Source organism: Prosthecobacter sp., assembly GCF_034366625.1.
In the GTDB taxonomy this organism is placed as follows: domain Bacteria; phylum Verrucomicrobiota; class Verrucomicrobiia; order Verrucomicrobiales; family Verrucomicrobiaceae; genus Prosthecobacter.
This window is the reverse complement of record NZ_JAXMIH010000009.1, coordinates 39924-61406: the sequence shown is the minus strand read 5'-3', so window position 1 is coordinate 61406 and position 21483 is coordinate 39924. Positions and strand designations below refer to the sequence as shown.

The following is a 21483-nucleotide window of genomic DNA, read 5'->3' as shown; positions in this document are numbered from 1 at the left end:
GGCTTTGAAGATGAAGGGTTTGAATACGGCGGAGCGCGGACCTCCGAGTCCGCAGAAGTGGCACAAAAACGATCTGGCCACGAACAGGACTGAAGCGTTTTTCCCCTTTGGCGGAGGGCTGCGGCTTCGGAGAGCCGCGCTCCCAGGATGGCGAGCGGAAAACGTTCCCTGTGTTGAGGGTTGACGGCGGTTGACGTTCCTGTCAGCATCCGGGGCAATCACCGCTTTCTCCTATGATCGCCACGCAGATTCGCCAGAAGGATGCCGTCTTTTATTTCGCCGCCTATCCTTCGGCGGCACTGCTCAAGAAGGTCCGCTTCATCAGCCGCTATTACGATGATGAGGGCGGCAGCATCCAGCCGGCGGCGGTGGAGACGGACAACGACCTGGCGCAGTTCATTGCGCGCATCGAGCGCAGTGACAAGGCCTTCCAGCGCGAGCTGTCGCGGTCGAAGGTCGCCGCCATTCGCAACTTCTACGAAACGGCGGTGAGCCAGCCGCCCATTCCCGGCACGGTGCTGCTGTTCACGCCGCAGAAGCTGCGCTTTGACGCGATGGATGGCGGAACGACGGGACGCCTGCAGGAGCCGGAGGAGCAGTTCCTGATCATCGACGGGCAGCACCGCCTCGCGGCACTGGAGTTTTTCCACCGCACGCATCCCGATGACGCGGCCAACATCACGGTGCCCTGCGTCATCTTCGACGGACGCAGTGAGGATTTCGCCACGGAGATGTTTGTGATCATCAACTCCACGCCCACGCGCATCAACAAAAGCCATCTGGTGGATCTGTACGAGCGCGTCTCATGGGCGGAGCCGGACCGGCGCTTCGCGGCGCACATTGCGGAGATGCTCTACCGCGAAGCCGACAGTCCGCTGCGCTACCGCATCAACCGGCTGGGCGGACGCAGCAAGCAGGAGAAGTGGATCCTGCAGGCCGAACTCTACAACGAGATCCATCGCTGGGTGAAGAGCGCCTGGAAGAAGATCGAGCGCACCGGCACCGACCGTCGTCACGCCGGAAACTACTACGCCATCGTGCGGGACTTCCTCAAAGCGGCAGCGCAGGTGATGGCGGAGGCCTGGGGCAACAGCGCCTACATGATCACGCGACCGGTAAGCATCAAGGCGATGATCCGCGTCTGCGCCGACCTGGCCGCCCAGGACGCGGAGCCCGAAGAAGGACGCGTTGAGCGCTGGCGTTACCGCCTGGCACCCTGGAGCGAGCAGGTGCGGGTGTTTCGTGCCGAAGGATTCTATGAACGCTTCCCTGCCAAAGGCCAGGTGGAGCGCGTCGCACGCATTCATCGTGAACTGGCGAAGGCTGCCAGCATCCCGGTGCGTGCCGCGGGACGGCAGAAGGGCGAGTAGCGGTAGGAGCGCGGACCTCCGAGTCCGCTTCTTTTCTTCGCGGCTCCGCCACCTTGCTTTTTTTGATGGCGGGCAAGTGTGCCCGCGCTCCTTTCCAATCCAGCGAGGCCGATACTTAACCATTCCTTGACCCGCGTTCTGGCGAACGCAGCTACGTCAATTCGGCCGCAACGTCACTGAGCTTGAATCCTTCACCCGCCAGCCGCGCGGGCTGCGCGTCATGGCCTCGTACTGCACGGCCCAGTCGCGGATCGTGTTCACGGCGTGGCCGTAGGGCTGGTAGTCGCGTGTGTTGATGAAGGTGAGCTTGTCGGACTCGTTGTCGGCGAACTGGAAGTAGGCGCGGCCGGTTTTGGAGACGAGCACCTTGCCTTCGATGGCGATGGTTCCCTTGGTGAAGAAGCGACCGAGCGAGGCGACGGGGGTGACGGCGAATTTGAGCACGGTCATCACCGCATTGCCCTTCGGGCTGGTGGGGTGAAGTTCGATGAGGGCGAGCTGAAGTGTGAGCGTGTCCGGTCCCGGCTTGTTCACGAGCTGGTAGAAGGGGCGTGGCGAGCGGCGGAAGGCGGCGATGAATTCCTCCCGCAGCCGCATGGCGATGGCCGCTTCCTGCCGCTGCACGCCCCAGGCGATCTCCTGCGAGGCGAGCGTCTTGCTCATCGGCCGCAGGTAGGCCAGCGTCACGGGAGCGATGTGGAGCTTGCGCGTTTTCAATCCCTCCGCCAGCACCTGCCGGTCCGGCGTGGTCCACACTTTTTGAAACGGCAGTTGTTCCCCGCCATTCTGCGCCAGCCACGGCTGCTCAAAAAACGGCGAGGGAGCCACCAGCCCCGCCTTGAACAGACGGTTCGTGGAACTGCACGAGGACAGCGCCAGGATCAGCAGGCTCGCGGATAAAAGTTGCGGGAAACGCATGGTTGGAGGCGTGATGACAAAGACACAGTCCGTCCACTTTCCAATTTCCATTTTCCCATTTCCACTTTTCTATCCAGCCACATGCCCGCCACCGTCCACCTCGTCATCCCTTGCTACCAGGAGAGCGGACGCATCGGCCCCTTCCTCGCGGAATTGTGCGCGGTGACGCATGAACTCGGCGATGTGACGATTCGCGTGGTCGAAGACGGCTCGGACGATGCCGAGGCCGCCCGCATGCGCGCCATCATCACACCGCTGTGCGAGAAGCATCCGTATCTGCTCGATCCGCTCTTCATGCCGGACAATCTCGGCAAAGGCGGCGCGGTTTACACCGGCTGGAACATGGAGAAAACCGCCGACTGGCTCGGTTTCGTCGATGCGGACGGCTCCTGCTCCGCCGCCGAGGTCGTCCGGCTCATCCATCTCGCCCGCAAGCAACCGACACCGCACACCGCGCTGTTCGCTTCGCGCCTGGGCCAGTTTGGCCGGAAGGTGCATCGCCAATGGAAGCGCCGCCTCATCGGCCATGTGTTTGGCTCGCTCGTCTCCACGCTGCTGCACATCCGCATTCACGACAGCCAATGCGGCTTGAAACTCGTCCCCCGCAGCACCTACCAGCGCATCGCCCCTGCCCTGCGCATCCACGGCTTCGCCTTCGATGTTGAACTCCTCGCCGCCCTGCACGACACCGGCTGCCCGTTCCACGAAATCCCCATCTCCTGGTTCGAAACGCCCGGCGGGCATGTGCATCTTGTGCGCGATTCGTTTCGCATGGCGAGGGATGTGTGGCGTGTGAGGCAGGGACGATCCCACCGAGCCGGGTGATTCTTCGATTGGCAGACGCGGTGGTTTCCGCTAATGAAGGCAGGAATTTCCGCTGAGTCATGAATGAAGATCTTTCACCCGCTTCATCCGCACCGCCACCAGCCGGGGATAAGGTCATCACCCCCAACCCTGTGAAGCGGTCGAAATTCTGGCAGCCACCGAGTGTGGAGGAGCTTCAGGTCTTGCTGCCACAGTATGAGATCACGAAGCTGCTGGGACGCGGTGGCATGGGTGCGGTTTATCAGGGGCGGCAGTTGAACCTCGACCGGGCTGTCGCCATCAAGATTCTGCCACCCGGCCTGGATGAGGTGGATGACAGCTACGCCGAACGTTTCAAAAACGAGGCGCGAGCGATGGCCCGGCTGAACCACCCAGGCATCGTCGCCGTGCACGACTCCGGCGAGGCAGCAGACGGAACACTGTACATCGTGATGGAGTATGTCGAGGGCACGGATGTCTCGCGCATGGTGGCCCGGCAGGGCCGGCTGCCCGCCGAGCACGCGCTGGCCATCACCGCTCATGTTTGCGACGCCCTGCAATACGCCCACGAGCGTGGCATCATCCACCGTGACATCAAGCCGGCCAACATCATGCTCGGCTACGACGGCGTGGTGAAGGTGGCGGACTTCGGCCTCGCCAAAATCAACCAAGGCGGCGAATCCGGTCTCACCCGCAGCGGCACAGCCATGGGCACGCTGCATTACATGGCCCCCGAAACGCTGACGCTCGGCGCGGCGGTGGATCATCGCGCGGATCTGTATGCTGTGGGGGTCATGCTCTTCCAGATGCTCACCGGCAGCCTGCCGCAGGGCATGTTTGAAATGCCTTCGGAGCAGGTGCCCGGCACGGACCCGCGCTTTGATGCCATCATCATCAAGGCGCTGCGCAATGACCGTGACCTGCGCTACCAATCCGCCGAAGCGCTCCGTGCGGACTTGGACGCCATCCTGACCCAACCAGTGGCCAAGGTGTCCGCTGATGATTCTCATGCCCACGCCGCGCTGCCGACAGATGCACGCCCCCAGAGGCCGGAGGAGGAAAGCGACAGGGAGATCGAAGAAACCGAGCCTGTCGTCATCCGGCGTGGCGGTTCTTTCCTACGACAGGCAGCGCTGCTGGTGCTCGGCAGCCTCGCAGCCGGGTTCTATTGGGAGAAAATCCAGAACACACCGCCAAAGACTGCCGCAAGCGCTGAGCCCACCACTCCGCCTGCTCCAGTGCAGACACCCTCACCTCCCACCGCCACCACACCACCGCCTCCAGCCACTCCTGCGGCAACTGCAACTGTCGAAAAGCCAGCGCCAGTCGTGCCTGAGCCAACTGCACCAGCGAGCACTGCGGCAGCCTCATCAATGACCACCGCGCCTGTTCCGCAACCCACGCCCACCATCCCTGTGGCCGTCGTCACACCGCCATCCACCACCGCTGCACCACCTTCAATCACGCCGCTTTCCAAACGCGTACGTACCCAATCCACCTCGATTCCCGCCGATGCCTTGTCCTACAAGACCTCACGGTACAAGTTTGTTCCCGGTCCGATCACCTGGAACGACGCCAAACGCAGGGCCGAGGTCATGGGAGGGCACCTGGCCACCATCACCAGCAGCGAAGAGCAGCGATGGCTCCAACGCTCGTTGCCGCCCGGCATCAAAGCAGTAACCCTCGGCGGCGAACTGACCCCCAATGGCAAATGGCGCTGGATCACCGGGGAACCTTGGAGTTTCACCGCCTGGGCACGCAATCCGGATGGCACTGGCGAACCCAACGGCGCCGGTCCCAATGCCAAGCTGGAGTATATGACCTACTTTTACGGGCCTGACGGTGGCTGGAATGACCTGTTCGAAGACGAGGCTGTGAAAATCAATCAGTCCATCCGTGCCTTCCTCGTGGAGTGGGACAACTCCGCGCCCCTCTCCATCAACGACGCACGCGTTTCCGCGCTCGACGACTCCTTCGCCGCCGCTTACGAAAAGGATGCCGCCCAGCCTTGGCGGGAAGCCATGAGCACGCTTCGCGAGCAGTATCTCCAGGCTCTGCAACGTAGGCTGGCGGAAATCCGGCCACGTCCTGAGATGCGCAATGCAGTTTCGATCATCGAGGCAGAGATCGCCCTGATACGTTCCGGCCAGAACATGCCTGCCGACATCGCAACGGATCATCCCGTCCTCACCAGCTTGCGAAAGACTTATCGAGACACTGCCAAACGGCACCTGACGGAGCGCGAAAAAGTCACCATCCCTCTCTACGACATCTACACCAAGACGCTCGCAACCTACGAGGCTGAACTTCTGCGCAACAAGCGCAAGAACGAGGCCTACACCATCAAAGCACTGCGTGAAGCCGTGCAGAACCGGCAGATCACCCCGCTGGCAGAGGCTCCGCTCACCACCACGTCCTCCTCGGCCCCGATTCCAGCAGCCCCCGCACCTCCTAGCTTTCCTCTCAAACAAATGTTCGTTTGGAGCGACACCCAGGGAAAAGACATCCTCGCAGATTTTGTTGGAATCGAGAGTGACCTGCTCGTCATGCGGCTGCCGAGCCAGGCCATCGCACGCATGCCGATGAACACACTCGCCGCCGGAAGCAGGCAACTCGCGCTGGATCTCCAAACGAAACCCGGACAACCCGTCTGGACGCCGCTCTGTGACGGCACCACGCTCGTCAGGTGGAAAGGTGACACCACCGGCTACCAGATCATCAGCGCGGTGCTCACCAGCACAGCCACCGGCAGCGATTTAATTTCAGACAAGGAGTATGGCAGCTTTCACCTGAAGTTTGACCTGCGCCTCTCGCCAGGTGGCAACAGCGGTATTGGTGTTTGGTGCGCGGAGGACAAAGGAACTTTCAAATCCCTCTCTCACACCGGCTTCGAGATCCAACTGCTGGACGACAATGCTCCACTGCATGCAAACATGGAACGCTGGCAGCAGCATGCGTCCATCTACGGCATGCAAGGCCCGGATCGCAAAACCAGCGTGACAACGGGTGTCTGGGCAAGTCATGAGGTCATCGTCCAGAACGACCGGGTCACTGTCATCATTGATGGTGCCACCGTGCAGGATGCCGACCTCCCACGGTTGAAAGTACAAGACAATTTTCGCCCACCACTCGACATCTCCAAACGCCGCGGTCATCTCGTCCTCTGCGGGCGGAAAGGCCCGGTCGAGTTCCGCAACATGCGCATCAAGGCATTGTAGCGGTCATTTCCCCAACACTTCCTTCAGCACCTCGATGCAGCGCACGTTCTGTGGCATGGTGCCGATGCTGATGCGCACCCACTCCGGCAGTTTGTAAGCGGCCATGGCGCGGACGATGACGCCCTGGTCCATCATGGCTTTGAAGACGGCGTTGCCATCGCCGACTTTGACGAGGACGAAATTGGCGTAGCTCGGGATGTATTCGAGGCCCATGGCACCGAACTGAGCCTGCAAATACGTGCGACCTTCGTCGGTGATGCGTTTGGTCTTGTCCTGGTGTTCCTGATCGAGCAGACCGGCCAAGGCACCTGCCTGGGCGACGGAATTGAGATTGAAGGGCTGCCGCGTGCGCTGGAGCACGTCGATCAATTCCTTGTTGGCGATGCCGTAGCCGACGCGGGTGCCTGCCAGGCCTTGAATCTTCGAGAAGGTGCGCAGGACGACCACGTTGCGGCCTTCGCGCACGTATTTGAGCGTGTCGGGAGGATTGTCGAGGAACTCGTAGTAGGCCTCGTCGAACACGACAACGACATGATCGGGAACCTTGGCCATGAAGCGGTCGATCTGCTCCTGCGTCACCAAAGTGCCCGTCGGATTGTTCGGATTGGCAATGAAGACCTCCTTCGTCTGCGGCGTGATCGCGGCGGCCATGGCGTCGAGATCATGCACGTAGCCGGGATCAGGCACTTCAATGGTGTCCGCACCGAAGACCTTGGCCATGAGCTTGTACACGAGGAAGGCGTGCTCGGCGGTGATGATATTGTCACCGGGCTTCAGGAAGGCGTGGCCGATGAACTCGATGATCTCGTTGCTGCCGCTGCCAACGATGATGTTGCCCATCTCCAGGCCAAACTTGTTCGCCAAGGCATTGCGCAGCTTCCATGAAGCACCGTCGGGATAGATGTGAACCTCCTTCACCGCCTCCTGCATCGCCGCGATGGCCTTCGGCGACGGGCCGAGCGGATTCTCGTTTGAAGCGAGCTTGATGATGTCTTCCGGTTTCAAGCCACGTTCGCGGGCCACATCCTCGATGGGCTTGCCGGGTTCGTAGGCGACGAGGTCTTTGAGCTGCGGGTTGGCGTAGTTCCAGATGGACATGGTTGGGGGCTTGGAGGAATGTTTCTTGGACTGGGATGACCCCGATGGCAAGTGCGCGTGAAATGCTTTGTTTTCAATTCTATGATCCGCCCCATGACTTACGAACGGCTGGTGAAACTGCTGGGGGCTCTTTTTTTGCTGCTGTGGGTGGCGCTGGCCATCAAGCCGCTCTACCGCGCAGACTGGATGGTGGAGAACGTGCTCGTGCTGCTCCTGGTGCCACTCCTCATCGCCGGTTACCGCAAGCACCTGTTCTCCCGGCTTTCCTGGGTGCTGATCTTCGTGTTCATGTGCGTGCATGAGATCGGCGCGCACTACACTTATTCCAAGGTGCCGTACGATGAATGGTGCCGTTCGCTCACCGGCCACACCATCAATGAAGTTTTCGGCTGGGAGCGCAATCACTTCGACCGCTTCATCCACCTCATCTACGGCCTGCTGCTGGCCTATCCGTTTCGAGAAATTTTCCTGCGCATCGCCAAAGCGCGTGGCTTCTGGGGCTATTTCCTGCCGCTGGACCTGACAATGTCCACTTCCATGCTGTTTGAACTGATCGAATGGCTGGCGGCTGAGGTTCTCGGCGGGGATCTGGGGCAGGCTTATCTGGGCACCCAGGGCGACATTTGGGATGCTCATAAAGACATGGCGCTCGCATCACTCGGTGCCATCATCGCCATGCTCATCATCGCCGCCATCAACTACCGCTATCAGCGTGACTTTGCACGCCAGTGGTCGGACAGTTGGCGCGTGAAGGCATCCGGTGATGCTTTCGCAGCCGAACCCAAGAAATAAAACCGCCCCTTCATGCCCACCGCGCTTCCAGACACCGCCGAACTGCTGCAATCTTTCGGCACGGCGCTGGGACTTGGACTGCTCGTCGGTTTGCAGCGTGAATGGGTGCAGAGCCGGGTCGCGGGCATCCGCACGTTTGCCTTGCTGTCACTGTTCGGTGCGCTCAGCGGCGTGCTGGGGATCGTGTATGGCGGCTGGGTCATTGCAGCGGCCTTGATCGCCTTCGCCAGCATGGTGATCCTCGGCAATCTGGCAGAAATGAAGAGCAAAGAGCTGGATTCCGGCCTCACGACCGAAATGGCCATGCTCGTCATGTTTGCGGCGGGCATCCTCACGGTGCTCGGCCATCGCCTGGAGGCGGTGGTCATCGCCGGCACGGTCATGGTGCTGCTGCAAAGCAAAAAGCCGCTGCACAACATGGTCCGCCGCATCGGCGAGGATGATCTGCGCGAGATCGCGCGACTCGTTCTCGCAGGGCTGGTCATTCTGCCCGTGCTGCCGAATCGCGAGATGGGCTGGCTCGGCGTGCTGAATCCTTTCGCCATCTGGCTCATGGTCGTGCTCATCGTCGGCATCAGCCTCGCCGCGTATCTCGCCGGCAAATTCATGGGCGGCAACAAGGGCGCGGCGCTCGCGGGCATCCTCGGTGGTTTGATCTCCAGCACCGCCACCACCGCCAGCTTCGCACGTCGCAGCCATGTGGCAGGAGCGTGCGGCATCAGTCTGGCCGCCATCATCCTCATCGCCTCAGCCATTGTCTTCCTGCGCGTGATGGTCGAGGTCGTCATTGCAGCACCAGCGCACCTCAAAGAAATGCTGCCGCCACTGCTCGCCATGATGTTCTGGTTCGGCCTCGTCGCCGCCATTGCTCACCGCATCTCAGAAAAACAGGGCCAGCATCGCGCCGATGAGCAGCCGCCCTCCGAACTCAAAAGCGCCGTGATCTTCGGCCTGCTCTACGCTGTCGTATTGATCGCCGTCGCCGCCGCGCGCGAGCATTTCGGCAATTCTGGCCTTTACGTCGCCGCTGCCATCTCGGGCCTCACGGACATGGATGCCATCACGCTTTCGACCTCCCGTCTCGTCAGCACCGCTCACCTTGATACAACCACCGCCTGGCGCATGATCCTCGTCGGCGGTCTCGCCAATGTCGTTTTCAAAGGAATACTCGTCGTCGTCCTTGGCGCGCGCGCGTTCATCAAGCCTGCGCTGACCGGCCTTGGGATCGCCCTCGCTGGCGGTGTGGCGATTTTGGCTCTCTGGCCGTGATTGGAAACCTGTCGCGCTGTTTATGGAAGAACCCATCCACGTCATCGGTCACAAGAATCCCGACACCGACTCGATCTGCTCGGCGATCGGTTACGCCTTCCTGCGGAACGCGCTGGGAGACGCCGAGGTGCGACCGGCACGAGCGGGCGAACTCAACCGCGAAACCCGGCATGTGCTGGAGCGGTTCTCACTGTCGGAACCTGATCTGCTGACCACTGCAACTGGACGTCAGTTGATCTTGGTGGACCATAACGAGGTCGCGCAGGCGCTGGACGACATTCGGCACGGCACGGTGCTGGAAGTTTGGGAGCATCATCGCATCGGCGATCTGCAGATCCCGAGTCCAATCACTTTTCACTGCGAACCCGTCGGTGCCACGGCGACTCTCATCGCCGAGCAGTTCTTCCTTCATGACATCGAGCCGCCACCTGCCATCGCCGGGGCGCTGCTGGCCGCGATTCTGTCAGACACGCTCGTGCTCGCCTCCCCCACCACCTCGGGAAAAGATCGCCGCATGGCCCCACGGCTCGCCGCGCTGGCAGGTCTGGAGGTTTCGGAGTTCGGAGCAGAATTGATGGCTGCACGGGGAGACATTGCCACGCGCTCGGCGCGCGATCTCATTGACGCGGACTTCAAGGCGTTCAACTTCGCCGGGCACCGCGTGGGAATCGCCCAGGTGGAAGTGCCGGATGCGCGACCGCTCGTCACGCGCCGCACAGAGTTGTTGGAAGCCATGCGGCGTGTGAAGGATGAGCAGAATCTCCGTCAGGTGATCCTGATCGGCACCGACATTTCACGCAAAGGCAGCTACCTGTGGGCCGTCGGCGAACTTCGTGACGTGGCGGAACGCGCGTTTCACTGTCAGCTCACCGATGAAGGTGCGTTTCTCGAAGGCTGCATGTCGCGCAAGAAGCAGGTCGTGCCAGTCCTGGAAGCGGCGTTTGCAAGTGTTCCGACCGGGTGATGTCACACTTGTCAATTTTAAGAGCCGCTCATGGGATGGAACCCTGCCAGGAGAACGCTAAGCTGCTTGATGTCGCAAGCTGATACCGCGAGTTCATTAACCGCGCTTCTTGCGTGGCTGATCCGTGCGCTCCACCGGCTTCTGCGACTCACCAAGGATTGCCGTTTGGCGCATGGAATTTGTGTCCTCGCCGACAATGCAGCCACGCGCTCCACAACCAGCCATACATCACCACAAAGCCAAGCCGCTGCCACAATCCACGGCGGAACTCTAGGTGGTCACCCATCAAAAAGAGCACGGACATCGCCAGTACCGCGCCGAAGGTTCCCCAGGCGAAAGAACGTCCAAGCGAAGACGGAAACAAACCCGCTGCGATGAAGGAAATGCCTGTCAGGCCCATGCTCACAACAAGGCGGATGGCACGGTAGTGGACATCGGCATAGGCGTCCGCCATGCCATGCTCATAGGGCGTATGCGAGGTCTGCGAGGTGAACCACCATGTCGGCGTCCACCATTCGTGGGCGGGCGGCGGCGGTTGCTCGACACGGCGCATCGGTGCATAGGCCACGAAAAAATTGCCCATCGCCGTGGCGGCGAGCAGCAGACAACCGGCGACGATGAGAATCCGTCCCCCGCCCTGTCGCAGAAACGCCAACGCGAGCAGGAACAGCAGCAGCGCAAAGGCAAAGCTCGCCACGATGAGCCAGGGCCAGTGCGGCGCCTTTTTCATGTACTCCGTGATATAGCTGTCCATGAGGCTCAGCCCGCTCTCCGCGCCACCCACATGACCGTAAATCAGGGCAACCAGGATGACGAGCAGGCAAAGGACAATGCCCGCTTCAATGAATCGCGAGATGAACGAGCGGTCATTCATGGATCTGGGCTGGTCTCACACCTTCGGGACGAGATAACGTAGCATGGCATCAAGGGTGTTCAGCTTGCCGTAGTCGGCTTCGGGGATTTCCACGCCGAGTTTGTCATGCAGGGCGATAAGGAAGCTGAGGAAGTCGAAGGAGTCGATGTCGAGTGTCTCACGGATGTTCTGATCGCCACGCAGCATGGCGGGATCTGCCTCGGGTGCGATTTTGCGCAATCCATCAAGGAGGAGTGCTTTAAGTTCGGCTTCACTCATGGCTGGTCGGGCGTTTGCAGGTGACGGTTCAGTGCTTCGAGGAATTGGGCGCCGAGATGACCGTCGGTGGCACGATGATCAGCGGCAAGCGAGGCGGTCATCACGGGATGAACGCCGAGCATGCCATCCTTCGCCCAAGGTTGTTCCATAATCTTGCCCAGACCAACAATCGCGACCTGCGGGGGATAGATGACCCCAAACACCGTCTCCACGCCGAGATCGCCGAGGCTGGTGATGGTGATGGTGGCATCCGTCATCTCGGAACTGCGCAGACGGCCACTGCGGGCGCGGGGAATCAGATCGCGCAGGTCGGTCATGAGTTCGTCGCAAGATTTCTTGTCCACATCATGAATCGCCGGGGCCACGAGGCCGCCGCCCTTCATCGAGATGGCAAAACCAAGGTGAATGGCCTCCGAGACGCGATGCTGGCCGTCGATCCAGAAACCATTGAGCTGCGGCACGTCACGCAAAGCCTTCGCCAGAGCCTTCAGCAGCGGCACTACCGGCAGCAGGCGGTCTTTGATGCTGCGCTTCTGATTCTCAGCCTGGAGCCACGACAGCAGCGCACTCATGTCGATGCGTGTTTGCAGGTAGTAGTGCGGAATCTCGCGCTTCGATTTTGCCATCGCTGCCGCGATGGCGCGGCGCATCGCGTCGCTGGGTTTGTGCGGAGCAGCGGCACGTTCAATGTCGGCAGCTTCGATGGCGCCGTCAGGGCCGCTTCCTTGGATGTGAGTGACATCGACATGCAATTCCTCGGCCCTTCTGCGTGCCAGAGGCGAGACCCTCACACGAGTTTGCGGAGCAGAAACAGGTTTGGCGGCTTGCTCGACATCTTCGCGATCAATCAAACCGCCTGGACCGGTGCCGTGGCCGACGAGTTTGTTCAAATCGACTCCAAGCTCAGCCGCGATCTTCTTGGCGAGTGGCGAGACATGAATGTGCGGCACCTCAGTTACCGCCACTGGCGCAGGAACAGGTGTCGCAGCCGCTACAGGAGCTTCACCGCCTTGGATCACCGCCAGCAGCGCACCGACGGGAATCTTCGCGCCAGGTTCGATCACGAGCTTCTCAATGATGCCAGACTGAAAGCATTCGACATCGATGATGCCCTTGTCGGTATCGACCTCGGCGATGATGTCGCCGCGCTTCACGGCATCGCCGGGTTTGACGTGCCATTTCACGAGTGTGGCGGACTCCATGTCCGCGCCGAGGCTGGGCATGACGAAATCAGCCATGGGAACGGACGAGGTTTTGCACGGCGGCGATGATCGACTCTACCTGTGGCAGCGCCGCCTGCTCCAGATGCTTCGCATAAGGAATCGGCACCTCGGCGGAGCACAGACGCTGCACCGGGCGGTCGAGTTCAAAAAAGGCCTGCTCCTGAATGCGCGCGCTGATCTCAGCGGAGATGCCACCGCTGCGCCAGCCTTCATCCACGATGAGCACGCGGTGCGTCTTCGCCACACTGCTCATGATGGTCGCGTCATCGAGGGGTCGGAGAACCCGCAGATCCACGACCTCGGCATGAATGCCCTGCTCTGCGAGCTTCGCGGCGGCTTCGAGGGACTTTGGCAAACTCGCGCCGTAGGTCAGAATGGACACGTCCTTGCCTTCACGACGCACTTTGGCACTCGAAATGTCCACCGGGCCGGCATTGGCAGGCAACTCGCCTTCCATGATATAAAGCGTTTGGTTTTCAAAGATCAGCACCGGATCAGGATCGGCCAGCGCGCTGGCCAGCATGCCGTAACCATCCTCCAGCGTGGCCGGCGTGAGCACCTTGAGGCCAGGAATGTGCGCATACCAGCCTTCGAGGCTGTGCGAATGCTGAGCGCCGAGTTGCTTGCCGCCGCCGGTGGCCATGCGAATGACGATGGGCACGTTGAACTGCCCGCCGGACATGTGCAGCAGCGATGCGGCGGTGTTCATGATCTGATCCAGCGCCAGCAGGCTGAAATTGCAGGTCATGATCTCGACAATCGGCCTCATGCCGCCTAGTGCCGCGCCGATGCCCGCGCCGACAAAGGCCGACTCGGCCAGTGGCGTGTCGCGAATGCGGTCCTCGCCAAATTCAGCCAGCAAGCCGCGGCTCACGGCAAAACAGCCGCCGTAATGCCCCACGTCCTCGCCCATCAAGAACACGCGCGGATCATTTTGCATGGCGCTGCGGATGCCTTCGCGCACCGCATCGCGATACGTCATCTTTTTCGGCGGATCGGTCGCGTTCATGATGGTGTCACCTCCGAATAGACAAAGCGTGTGAGATCTTCCACCGGCTCCCAGGTGCCCGCCTCGGCAAAAGCGACTGAGTCATCGACTTCCTTCGCCACCTCCGCCTCGACGGCGGCGTAATCGGCATCGCTCAGCACGTTCGCCGCCTTCATCGCATCAAAGAACAGCGTGATCGGATCACGCTTCTTCCATTCCGCGACCTCGTCCTTCGAGCGATACAGCTCAGCGTCGAACATCGAATGCGCACGGAAGCGGTAGGTGCGGCATTCGAGCAGGAAGGGCTGGCCTTCGCGTGTCGTCGCGATAGCTTTGCGCGCCGCCTCGCTGACAGCGAGCACATCCATGCCATCAACGACGGCGTTGGCCACGTTGTAGGCATCGCCTTTCTTGGCGATCTCGGTTTTTGATTCGGTGTACCGCAGCGCCGTTCCCATCGCGTAGAGATTGTTCTCGCACACAAACAACACCGGTAGTTTCCACAGCGCGGCGAGATTCATCGACTCGTGAAACTCGCCCTCTGCCACCGCACCTTCGCCAAAAAAGCAGGCGGTGACGGCTTTGCGATTCTGCATCTTGTCCGCCAGCGCCAGACCAATGGCCAGTGGCAGTCCGCCGCCGACAATCGCATTGCCGCCGCAGAAGCGCGTCTTCGCATCAAACAGGTGCATCGAACCGCCGCGACCACGCGCACAGCCTTCCTGCTTGCCATACATCTCCGCCATGATCGATCCTGCGCTCATTCCGCGCACGAGCGCCTGACCATGCTCGCGATACGTCGCCACGATGGCGTCCTCGGGTCGTAGCTGCTCGATGATGCCCGTCGCGACGGCTTCCTCGCCGATGTAGAGATGCATGAAGCCGCGAATCTTCTGCGCGCTGTACATCTCGACGCATTTCTCCTCGAAGCGCCGGATGCGCACCATCTGCCAGAGCAGGCGGCGGGCTTGATCGTGGTCCGGCAGGGCGGTGCTCATGTCAGTCGTTCTCCAAGGTGGATAAATCGCCCTCAGGCAGGCCCAACTCGCGAGCTTTGAGCAGACGGCGCATGATTTTGCCACTGCGAGTTTTCGGCAGGCTTTCGACAAAGGCGATCTCCTTCGGTGCGACCGCAGGGCCAAGGCGTTTGCGGGCAAAACCGATCAATTCCAAACGCAGTTCCTCACTCGCGGCATGCCCGGCCTTCAGCGTGACGAACGCCTTCACCAACTCGCCGATCAGCGGTTCCGGTTTGCCGATCACACCCGCCTCCGCGACCGCCGGATGCTCCATGAGCGCGCTTTCGACCTCGAACGGACCGACCATGTGGCCGGAGGTCTTAATGATGTCATCCGCACGACCGACAAACCAAAAATAGCCATCGGCATCGCGCTTTGCCAGATCACCGCTGAGATACCAGCCATCCACGAAGCACTTCGCGTAGCGTGCCTCATCGTGCAGATAGGCGCGAAACATCGAGGGCCAGCCCGGCTTGAGCGCGAGTTCGCCTTCCACATCGGGTTCGGTGATGACTTCGATGCCATGCTCGCCGCGCTTCACGATGGCCGCATCAATGCCCGGCAGTGGCTTGCCCATCGAACCTGGACGAATGTCCATCGCGGCGTAGTTCGCGATCATGATGCCGCCGGTTTCCGTCTGCCACCAGTTGTCGTGAATCGGCAGACCGAGCGCCCGCTCGCCCCATACGACAGCTTCAGGATTGAGCGGCTCACCGACACTGTGAATGAGGCGCAGATGACTCAGATCATACTGCGTGCGTGGCTCACCAGGAATGCGCATGAGGCGGCGGATCGCGGTCGGTGCGGTATACCAAACCGTCACCTTCTGATCCTGCAGCAGGCGATACCAACGCTCCGCGTCGAAGTCCGCCTCATCGACCAGATTCGTCACGCCATGCAGCAGCGGCGCGAAGATGCCATACGATGTGCCCGTGACCCAGCCCGGATCGGCGGTACACCAGAACACATCATCGGGGTGCAGATCGAGCACATAGCGGCCGGTGGCAAAGTGCGTAAGCGCCGCCTGATGCACATGCACCGCGCCCTTTGGCATGCCGGTGGTGCCACTGGTGAAATGCAGCAGTGCCATGTCCTCGGGACTGGTCGGCGGAATCTCGAACTGATCGTTCGCAGCGGCCATCAGCTTGGGCAGTGAGAGTACGCAGGCATCCAGATCGTTATCCGCATCCGCCAGCAGGATGTGTTGCAGCGTCGGCAGACGTTCGCGCAAAGCGGCGACCTTTTTCTCGTACAACGCCTTGGTCGTCACGAGCACCTTCGCATCACCACGGCTCAGTCGTTGAAACACCGGCTCAGGCCCGAACTGCGAGAACAACGGGCAAAACACGCTCACATTCTTCAACGTGCCCAGCGCGGCGAGATACAGCTCCGGCACACGCCCCATCAGCGCAAACACGCGCTCGCCCTTGGTCACACCGAGAGCCCGCAGCACATTCGCAAACTGCGCCGATCCTTGTGCCAAGTCGGCGTAGCTCAGATCGCGCACTGTGCCATCCTTGCCGAGCCAACGCAGTGCCAGATGATTGGCACGTGCCCCCGCCGCATGACGATCCACCGCCTCATAGGCGAGATTCAAACCTCCGCCCGGAAGCCCCTGCAACTCAGCCCGCACCGCGTTCCAGGAGAAAACCGCGCGTGCTACGGCATAGTCCGCGAGATTGGGCACCATGGAATGCGCACCAGGAAGTTTCAGAATGGGGTCAGGTGGCATGGCACGTTAAATTCTCTGCGATTCCGCCCTGAATGTCTTGCCTGCGCTTGCGCAACGAAGGGCCGATGTTGCGCCTTACGAACTATTTTACTGCAGCGATGTCATGTGCAAGCCGCACAAGCGCCTGGTTCATCGCCGTGACACGATCCTTCATCACCGACGGGTCCGACTTCATCGGCACTGCGATGCGGAAAAAGTGGAAGGTTGCCTCCTTGCCCGTCACAGGCTGCAGTTTCCAGGTGCCTTGCAGCACCATGGTGTTTGCGGCGTCGGGTTCGAACTGGGTGATCCGCAACTCCAGCAAATCGGTGTAGTCGAGCGTGCTGAACCGTTCCACGGGCTGGATATTCATCGAACCGGTGAGTCTGCTGAGATTGCCCGCCACGACCCGTGAGATGCCGACATCAATCGGCTCAGCCCAGAGGTCGAGCTTGCTGGCCACGAGCACACCGTCACGGCGTGTGATGAGTTGTTCGCAATCAAGGTAGCTGGGAAGCGCGGCTCGATTGACTGCAATGGCGGGAGTGGTGGCACCAAGCGTCCGATCAGGCACCAACGGCTCAAGCAGGTGATGGACTGCGCTGTCTTTCACAGGCCGAAACATGCTGCAACCGCCAAGAAACAGCATCAGTGTGACAATACGGGCATTCATGGCTTGGAGTCCTTGCCGAGAAGGAGCGAGTTGGGGTTGCGTTTCAGATCGTTGGCGAGTTCTTTGATGGCGCGTGAAGCATGCTCGGCTTCTTCGAGGACGAGTTGGAGCCGCATCAGAACCGGTGCGCGAGGGTTTGCGACTTTGGAGATATCCGCGCTGGCAGTTTCAAGCTGCGTGAAGGCCGCGCTGGCCTGCTTCACGGCTTTTTCCATGTCAGTGAGCATGGGATCAATGCCTTTATTGGCCTTGGCCGTAAGTTCTTTCAGGTTTGCCAATGCAATGTCAAGATTGTCGATGGCGGCGGACAGTTTGTGGCTTCCGGTCAGCGCACGCATGTCGGCGGTGAGGCCCACGAGGTTGTCATTGATCTCCTTCATTCGCAGCGCATCGACCTGAGTCTTCGCACTCGCCAGCGTGTCGCGCAGATCTTTGATCAAGCCGGTGAGATCGATGTTGTTGAGCTTCTTCAACCCATCGCTGATGCTCAACATGAGCGCATCGAGTTCCGTGCCAACGGTGGGCACCACGGGATAGGGGGGCTTCACGGTCGGTTCAAAGATCAGCCCTTGGACGTTGGGCGCGATGTCGAACTCGATGTTCATCTGCCCCGTCACGAAGCTCATCTGCTTCATGCGTGCTCGCAGGCCGCTGGACACGGCTTTTTGCACGCCTGCATCGGTGGTGAAATCGATGCCGCCTCCGATCGTCGCTCCCACTGCAGCAAGCTGCTTGGTGGACAGCTCAACAAGGATGGGGATGATCTTGCGGTTCTCCTTGGGGTCGACGAGCACATTGATGGAACTCACGCGTCCGATGCGCACGCCGCCGAAACGGACTTCAGAGCCGACGAGCAGACCGTCGGCGCTTTTGTCGAAGTAGAGCATGACGTTGGTGGTCTTCTCGAAAAATTTGCCAGCACCGAGCAGCACAAGGGCCGTGCCAGCAAGCACCAAGCCGCCAAGGGTGAACAGTCCGATCAGAGTAGGGCTGGCGTTCTTGCTCATGTCGGCGGGTTGGGGGGGGTGCCGCGATTCAAAAAGAGCCGCACCGCAGGGTTGTCAGAATGATCGCGCAGGTGTTTGGGGTTGCCTAGAGCTCCTTGCATGTGCGTGGCAGGATCAAGGAACAACGCGTTGTCCGCAATGCCAAAGATGCTCGCCAGCTCGTGCGTGACGATGACGATGGTGCAGCCCTGGCTGTCTCGCAGGCGCAGGATCAGATCGTCCAGCCGTTTGGAGCTCAGCGGATCAAGCCCGCCTCCAGGTTCGTCGAGAAAGAGAATGTCAGGATCGAGCGCCATCGCCCTTGCGATGCCGGCACGCTTCTTCATGCCGCCGCTCATCTGCGCAGGATAGTAGTCCTCATAGCCGGCCAGTCCGACGAGCGCGAGCTTGTAGGCCACGAGATCGCGCACGGTCTTGGCGGGCAGCTTGCCTGCCTCCTCGATGAGCATGGAGATGTTCTCCCCCAGTGTGAGCGATGACCACAACGCGCCCCATTGATACATGACACCGAAGCGACGGATAAACTTGCCGCGCTCGTCGTCCCTCGCAGCAGTGAAGTCCTCGCCATCATAGAGAATGCGGCCCTTGGCAGGTTCCGTGAGTCCGACAAGGTGTCGCAGCAGGGTGCTCTTGCCACAACCGCTGCCGCCCATTATGACGAAGATCTCCTTGTCCTGGATCTCGAACTCCAGGTCACGCATCACCACCAATGGTCCGTAGGACATGGTGAGATCATGCACACTGATTTTAGCAGTCATGGTCAGATGTTGAGCAGGGTGAAGATGGCGGCGAAGGCGGAGTCGAGCACGACGATCCATGTGATGGCCGCCACAATGGCATGCGTGGTGGCCTCGCCCACTGCGGCGGAAGATTTGCCTGCACGCATCCCCTGCATGCAGCCACTGATCGCAATAGTGGCGCCGAAGAAGACGCTCTTGATGACGCCAAGCGAGGAGTTCGTGAGATTGATCGACAGAAGTGTTTCATTCCAAAACAACACCGCCGGAATGCCGACAAACGAGCCCACCATCATGCCGCCAAGAATGCCGACGGCGTTCGAATAGACTGTGAGCAAAGGCATCATCAGCACCAGCGCCAGCAGCCGTGGCAGCACCAGGAAGTCAAAGGGATCAAAACCGGATGTACGCAGCGCGTCGATCTCCTCATTGGACTTCATGCTGCCGATGTGCGCAGCGAAAGCGGCACCCGTGCGACCGCTCATGATGATGGCGGTCATCACCACGCCCATCTCACGCACCATCGCTATGGCGACCAGATCAGCAACGAGGAGGTTCGCACCGAAATTGGTGAGCTGCGCATTGCCGACAAAAGCTAGAATCATGCCGATGAGAAAGCTGATGAGCGTGACAATCGGCAGCGCTTCAACACCGCACTCCTGCACGCAGACCCACAGATCTTTCGAGCGGAAGCGGGCACGTCCGGTGATGAACCTGCCAAGGGAAAGGGAGCATTTCCCCACGAATTCAATGACATCCACCGTGCTCGCCCAGGCCCTCAGTGAAAACCTGCCAAGCCTGACCATGGCCGGGGATTTACCAGCAGCGTTTTGTTCCACAATTTCCTCGGGCACCGCAAGCGCCAGTTCCAACAGGCCCCGCAGGTTGACTGGCAGCCCATCGAGCGGCGGCGCCATACCGTTGTCCTTCACCTGGCTGCGCAGGTGTGCGAGCAGGAAGGCTGGCAAGGTGGAATCAAAAGTGCCCAGCGCTTCTGTCTGGTAACGAGCAACAGCTCGATCCGGTGCTGTGCCCGTGACGACCACCTCAGCCCCGCCACGACGCCAGTCCCCGGCCAGCTCAAGAATTTGCACAACGCCGTCCTGACGCCAAATGGCGCGCGGCGGTTGGACTTCGGCGGAGGTCATGGATTTTGAGGGGCACAGGCTTCAAAGGGCTCTCCAGCGTTCGAACGCTGAAGGAATACGGCTGTTCAGCCTGCACGTCCATGGTCTTGTGCTATGCGCGACAGCGCCGATTTTGCGCAGTCCGCCGCACCAAACGCGATTCGCGATGACAGCGCGGCTGTCCTCATCATTCTTCCCACCAACCATGCCCGCCCAGTTCAAAGATTACTATGCCACGCTCGGTGTCGCGCGCGATGCTAGCGCTGACGACATCAAGAAGGCCTTTCGCAAGCTGGCCCGCCAGTATCATCCTGACACCGCGAAGGACAAAAAATCCGCCGAGGAGAAGTTCAAGGAGATCAATGAGGCCAACGAAGTGCTCGGCGATCCGGAGAAGCGCAAAAAGTATGACACGCTCGGCGCGAACTGGCAGGAACCTCAGGCTGCCGCCGCCCACGAGCAGGACGTTCACTTCGGCGGCACCGGGTTCAGCGATTTCTTCGAGCAGTACTTCAGCGGTGGCAGCCGCTACGGCTTTCCGCAGGGCTTTGATGAAGGCATCCCCACCGGTGCGGGCAAAGGCCGCGCCCGACGCGGTCATGACATCGAGGGCGACATCCTCGTCACGTTGGAAGAAGCGATGCATGGCACACAGCGTCCGATCTCGCTGCAAACGGTGAATCGACAGACCGGCGCGGTGCAAACGCACACCTTCGAGGTGCGCATCCCGCCCGGAGCCACCGATGGCCGCCGCATCCGCGTGCCCGGCCAGGGCGAACCGGGCCACAACGGTGGAGAAGCGGGCGATCTCTACCTGCGGGTGCGTCATGCCTCGCATCCCGACTTCACCACGCGCGAGGCCGACCTGCACCACGAACTCGATGTGGCCCCATGGGAGGCGGTGCTTGGAGCGGAAGTCATCGTGCCCACGCTCGACGGCTCCATCAAGCTGCGCATCCCGGCTGGCACCGAAGACCGCCAGCAATTGCGCGTACGCGGCAAAGGCCTGCCGAAGGGCAAGACCGGCGAGCGCGGCGATTTCTTCGTCACCATCAATGTCGTGCTGCCCACACAGGTCAGCGACGACGAACGCAAGCTGTGGGAGCAACTCCGCAACGCCTCCACCTTCAAACCACGCGCCTGACATGAACGACGCCACACCACAAGCCTACACGCTGGAGATCCTTGCCAAAATCACCGGCGTCTCCTCGCAGACCATCGTGCAGTATCAGGAGCACGGCCTCATTCGCCCTGAGTTCGACGATGAAACCGTGCGTGCCCTGCGCCGCATCGAGCACCTGCGCGAAACGTGCGAGATGAACCTCGCAGGTTTGAAATTGCTCACCAGCCTGCTCGATGAAGTCGATCAGCTACGTGAGGAGTTGCGGTGGCGGCGTTAGTCATGTCGCGGCCTAGGAACCCAGGTATCTGTT

Annotated in this window: 20 protein-coding genes; 8 read left to right on the top strand and 12 right to left on the bottom strand. The window is 60.8% G+C overall.

Translation table 11 applies throughout. The features are described from left to right. The first annotated feature begins 233 nt into the window (after positions 1–233). Positions 234–1370: a DGQHR domain-containing protein gene (locus U1A53_RS12405; RefSeq protein ID WP_322281308.1), complete on the top strand. Its 1137-nt coding sequence runs from the start codon at positions 234–236 to the stop codon at positions 1368–1370. 156 nt (positions 1371–1526) lie between these two features. Here U1A53_RS12405 and U1A53_RS12400 read toward each other — a convergent pair whose 3' ends face one another. Next, on the bottom strand, positions 1527–2288 hold the full coding sequence (locus U1A53_RS12400; RefSeq protein WP_322281307.1) for a DUF3313 family protein: 762 nt from the start codon (positions 2286–2288) through the stop codon (positions 1527–1529). Positions 2289–2369: 81 nt separating this feature from the next. On the opposite strand from U1A53_RS12400, the gene U1A53_RS12395 reads away from it, so the two are divergent. After that, positions 2370–3113: a glycosyltransferase gene (locus tag U1A53_RS12395; RefSeq protein WP_322281305.1), complete on the top strand. Its 744-nt coding sequence runs from the start codon at positions 2370–2372 to the stop codon at positions 3111–3113. Positions 3114–3172: 59 nt separating this feature from the next. Next, a complete protein-coding gene (locus U1A53_RS12390) occupies positions 3173–6310 on the top strand; it encodes a protein kinase (protein ID WP_322281303.1) in 3138 nt (1045 codons plus the stop codon). A 3-nt stretch (positions 6311–6313) separates the two neighbouring features. Here U1A53_RS12390 and hisC read toward each other — a convergent pair whose 3' ends face one another. After that, on the bottom strand, positions 6314–7408 hold the full coding sequence (hisC, locus tag U1A53_RS12385; RefSeq protein ID WP_322281302.1) for a histidinol-phosphate transaminase: 1095 nt from the start codon (positions 7406–7408) through the stop codon (positions 6314–6316). 93 nt (positions 7409–7501) lie between these two features. On the opposite strand from hisC, the gene U1A53_RS12380 reads away from it, so the two are divergent. The 3 genes from U1A53_RS12380 to U1A53_RS12370 are packed head-to-tail and all read left to right on the top strand — an operon-like array spanning position 7502 to position 10433. After that, a complete protein-coding gene (locus U1A53_RS12380) occupies positions 7502–8200 on the top strand; it encodes a DUF2238 domain-containing protein (RefSeq protein ID WP_322281301.1) in 699 nt (232 codons plus the stop codon). 12 nt (positions 8201–8212) lie between these two features. Then, positions 8213–9469 carry a DUF4010 domain-containing protein gene (locus tag U1A53_RS12375; protein ID WP_322281299.1) on the top strand — a complete coding sequence of 419 codons (1257 nt, stop codon included), beginning with the start codon at positions 8213–8215 and terminating at the stop codon, positions 9467–9469. A gap of 22 nt (positions 9470–9491) precedes the next feature. Next, a complete protein-coding gene (locus tag U1A53_RS12370; protein WP_322281297.1) occupies positions 9492–10433 on the top strand; it encodes a manganese-dependent inorganic pyrophosphatase in 942 nt (313 codons plus the stop codon). A 148-nt stretch (positions 10434–10581) separates the two neighbouring features. On the opposite strand, the gene U1A53_RS12365 is transcribed toward U1A53_RS12370, so the two are convergent. From U1A53_RS12365 to U1A53_RS12320, 10 genes are all read right to left on the bottom strand, one after another. Beyond that, entirely contained in the window at positions 10582–11307 is a 726-nt protein-coding gene (locus U1A53_RS12365) for a hypothetical protein (protein ID WP_322281295.1), read from the bottom strand. 15 nt (positions 11308–11322) lie between these two features. Further along, complete coding sequence (locus tag U1A53_RS12360; RefSeq protein WP_322281293.1) at positions 11323–11565, bottom strand: phosphopantetheine-binding protein; 243 nt, start codon at positions 11563–11565, stop codon at positions 11323–11325. Continuing rightward, positions 11562–12803 (bottom strand): dihydrolipoamide acetyltransferase family protein, encoded by a 1242-nt coding sequence (locus U1A53_RS12355; RefSeq protein WP_322281291.1) that lies wholly within the window; start codon positions 12801–12803, stop codon positions 11562–11564. The genes U1A53_RS12360 and U1A53_RS12355 overlap by 4 nt, the downstream gene beginning before the upstream one ends. Beyond that, the gene (locus U1A53_RS12350) at positions 12796–13797 is read right to left on the bottom strand and encodes an alpha-ketoacid dehydrogenase subunit beta (RefSeq protein ID WP_322281289.1); all 1002 of its coding nucleotides are present in this window, start codon (positions 13795–13797) and stop codon (positions 12796–12798) included. The genes U1A53_RS12355 and U1A53_RS12350 overlap by 8 nt, the downstream gene beginning before the upstream one ends. After that, positions 13794–14774 (bottom strand): pyruvate dehydrogenase (acetyl-transferring) E1 component subunit alpha, encoded by a 981-nt coding sequence (gene pdhA / locus U1A53_RS12345; RefSeq protein WP_322281287.1) that lies wholly within the window; start codon positions 14772–14774, stop codon positions 13794–13796. The genes U1A53_RS12350 and pdhA overlap by 4 nt, the downstream gene beginning before the upstream one ends. Before the next feature lies 1 nt (position 14775). Continuing rightward, complete coding sequence (gene acsA / locus U1A53_RS12340) at positions 14776–16527, bottom strand: acetate--CoA ligase (protein ID WP_322281285.1); 1752 nt, start codon at positions 16525–16527, stop codon at positions 14776–14778. 82 nt (positions 16528–16609) lie between these two features. Beyond that, on the bottom strand, positions 16610–17179 hold the full coding sequence (locus U1A53_RS12335; RefSeq protein ID WP_322281283.1) for a PqiC family protein: 570 nt from the start codon (positions 17177–17179) through the stop codon (positions 16610–16612). Then, positions 17176–18186, bottom strand: a complete 1011-nt coding sequence (locus U1A53_RS12330; RefSeq protein ID WP_322281281.1) for an MlaD family protein — start codon at positions 18184–18186, stop codon at positions 17176–17178. The genes U1A53_RS12335 and U1A53_RS12330 overlap by 4 nt, the downstream gene beginning before the upstream one ends. Continuing rightward, positions 18183–18944 carry an ATP-binding cassette domain-containing protein gene (locus U1A53_RS12325; RefSeq protein ID WP_322281279.1) on the bottom strand — a complete coding sequence of 254 codons (762 nt, stop codon included), beginning with the start codon at positions 18942–18944 and terminating at the stop codon, positions 18183–18185. The genes U1A53_RS12330 and U1A53_RS12325 overlap by 4 nt, the downstream gene beginning before the upstream one ends. A gap of 2 nt (positions 18945–18946) precedes the next feature. Then, positions 18947–20071, bottom strand: a complete 1125-nt coding sequence (locus U1A53_RS12320) for an ABC transporter permease (protein ID WP_322281276.1) — start codon at positions 20069–20071, stop codon at positions 18947–18949. Positions 20072–20255: 184 nt separating this feature from the next. On the opposite strand from U1A53_RS12320, the gene U1A53_RS12315 reads away from it, so the two are divergent. Next, a complete protein-coding gene (locus U1A53_RS12315) occupies positions 20256–21194 on the top strand; it encodes a J domain-containing protein (protein ID WP_322281274.1) in 939 nt (312 codons plus the stop codon). A 1-nt stretch (position 21195) separates the two neighbouring features. Next, on the top strand, positions 21196–21450 hold the full coding sequence (locus U1A53_RS12310) for a chaperone modulator CbpM (RefSeq protein WP_322281272.1): 255 nt from the start codon (positions 21196–21198) through the stop codon (positions 21448–21450). Positions 21451–21483: the final 33 nt, after the last annotated feature.